Source organism: Burkholderia sp. E168m23, from assembly GCF_016586125.1.
GTDB classification, from domain to species: Bacteria; Pseudomonadota; Gammaproteobacteria; order Burkholderiales; family Burkholderiaceae; genus Burkholderia; species Burkholderia orbicola.
The window spans coordinates 1-2,402 of the sequence record NZ_BCPP01001029.1 but is presented as its reverse complement, the minus strand read 5'-3'; the positions used below and the strand labels follow the sequence as shown (position 1 = coordinate 2,402).

Here is a 2,402-nt window from a genome sequence, read left to right as displayed (position 1 = left end):
GAGCGTACGCGCGATCATCTTGTTCGTGCTGCCCATGTGGACGAACCGCATGATCTGCGCTTGCCGCGGCGACAGGAGGCCGCTCGGCGGGCGGCGGGGCAGCGAGCCGGCGAGCGTCTGGAAATGGGCATCCTGGCGTGCCGTCGTCGGGGTGGGCAGCAGGCTGAGGGCGATCGGCGGAATGTAGTGCCCGCCCAGCAGCACGATCTCGAGCGCACGTACGATCAGGTGCGGCCGCGTGGAATGCGGGATCACGCCCGCGACGCCGTAGTTGAAGAAGCGCTGGATGGCTTCGGGCGAGACTTCGTCGACCAGGACGGCGATCGGCGTCGGCGAGCACGCGTTGCCGAGTGCCTGGAGCTCGCTGAGCCGGCCCACGTCGAGCCAGTCGATCGCGACGAGGTCGAAACGCTGGGTGCGCAGTAGCCGGCGCGCCAGGAAACTGTCGGGCGCATCGTTGATGCTGGCGTGCCGGTCGATCTGCCGCAGCAGGGCCTTCAGTCCGTCACGCCGTTCGGCGTCTGAGTTAAGCACCAAGAACCGCATATTCAATCTCCGTAAGGTGAGTCATCGACTGCTATCGGGTATAAGCTGGTCCCGATAATGACAAAGACCTTACACGATGTCTGCTTGGCTGAAAGGCTTAGGAAAAGTTCGAAATTTTCGGCGACAGAGCATCGGACAAGAAAAAAAGCCGCTTCGGCAGGCACCGGAAGCGGCTTTTGGCGGGGCAGGCCGATGGGCCTGCGGGGACTGTCAGTGGAAGTGCGGCTGGGCGGGCGACGCGTCTTCCGGCATTTCCGCATGGACGATTTCGCCGAGCGGATCTGCGTAGAGCGGCACGCCGCAGTCGTCGCAGTATTCGGGTTCGAAACGGCCCGCGTGCCTGCGGACGTCGGTTACGCCGCATTCCTTCAGCAGGCTCACGATTTCTTCGAGCGGCCCTTCGATCGGCGCTTCGCCTTCGAGCGTCGCGCTGTCGGTCGATACGTCGCCGTTTTCACGGCCGTAGAGCGGCCACACGACACCGTAGATCACGTCGTTGCTGGCACGCCGCGTGAAGCCCACGCGATACTCATCGATACGACGCTCGCCGAAGCCGGCGACCACCGCCCGCAACTCTTGCGGCGCCGCACCAAGTGTGTCGAATAGATAACGAATGGCCGTTCGGACGGTGTGCGGACGCACACGTTCGTCCGCATCGCGACAGGCCGAGTAGTACGCGTCCGGAAGCAGGCATTCGAATTCGCATCCGGGCAGCGCGATCGACAGGTTCGGGCCGCCTTGTGCCGTCCACTGTTCAAGGCACTGGCCGCGCTCGATGCGGCTGCCGTTTTCTTCTTCCTGCCAGCGGAACAGCGGTGCGCCGGCCGGCGCGGCGACGACCGCCAGCAGGAAGCGCGGATCGGCCAGGATCGGCGAGGTTTCCGGCAGATCGCCGAAGCTCAGCTTCGGGGTGTGCTGACCGATTGCCGCATGGGCGAGTTGCTGCGCCAGCCGGTAGGTTTCCACGTGGTGCCGCGGCAACTGGTCGATGCTGTAGAGGAACGGGGCGAGCCCGACGAGCGTGCCGTTCGCCAGGACGTGCGCCTGCAGATGTGTTCGCAGCGCGTCGGCCACGTCGCCCTTGAGCGGACCGGACGGAATCATGTAACGCGTCCAGGCGAGAACCGGGACGGCGACCAGCAGCGCATCGTACGGTTGGCCGTCGTGCTCGATCACCATCGACTCGCTGTGCGTCTCGGCCATGTCGGCGAGCGCGCCGTAGGCGTCGGGATGATTCTGCTGGAGATGGTCGAGCGCGGCGTCGAGCGTGGTCTGATTGCCGTTGCGGACAATCTTGGCGAGCAGCGCATCGAGCTTCGCTTCCCAGAAGCGATCCTCGATGCGGCTGCCCGACGCGAAGAGCGCAAGCGACAGACCGACCAGTTTGTCGGCATCGGGGGGGAGGCGTTTGGCGATTCGCTGGCGCATATTAAAGACGTATATAGAAAGAGGCGAAGAACCTCACATTCTAGTCCGTTCTTTGCACCATAAGCGGTCTCGTGCCTCAGGCATGGCCGGACGGCCGAATTGCGGCGTTTGTGAAAAAGTTGCGTCAAACCCCTTGCGCGATTGCCGGGGGATGCGTAGAATCACGCCTCTTTCGCGCTAACGGAAACGCAGCGCGGAAGGAAGGGAAGCAGTGCTGTTGAGGTTCGGCGGTAGCGAGCCTCGGCGGTACGGAAGTTGAGCCCCGCAGTCGCAACGAAGTCGTTCAGAAAGTTGTTGACGAGCTGCGAAACACGGCTCATAATCTCGTTTCTCTGCTGCTGAAAACGCAGCGCTGCTGAGGGGTTCAAGATTCCTCGCAGAAATGCTCTTTAAAAATTAACAGCCGATAAGTGTGGGCGCTTGATGGC

At 63.1% G+C, this 2,402-nt stretch carries 2 protein-coding genes; both read right to left on the bottom strand.

The features are described 5' to 3' along the window. The coding region (locus tag JMF90_RS33550; RefSeq protein WP_201326036.1) for a response regulator transcription factor at nt 1-546 on the bottom strand (546 nt) is incomplete at its 3' end. Nucleotides 547-756: 210 nt separating this feature from the next. Then, the gene (locus tag JMF90_RS33545) at nt 757-1,974 is read right to left on the bottom strand and encodes a DUF2863 family protein (protein WP_012328889.1); all 1,218 of its coding nucleotides are present in this window, start codon (nt 1,972-1,974) and stop codon (nt 757-759) included. Between the last annotated feature and the right edge of the window lie 428 nt (nt 1,975-2,402).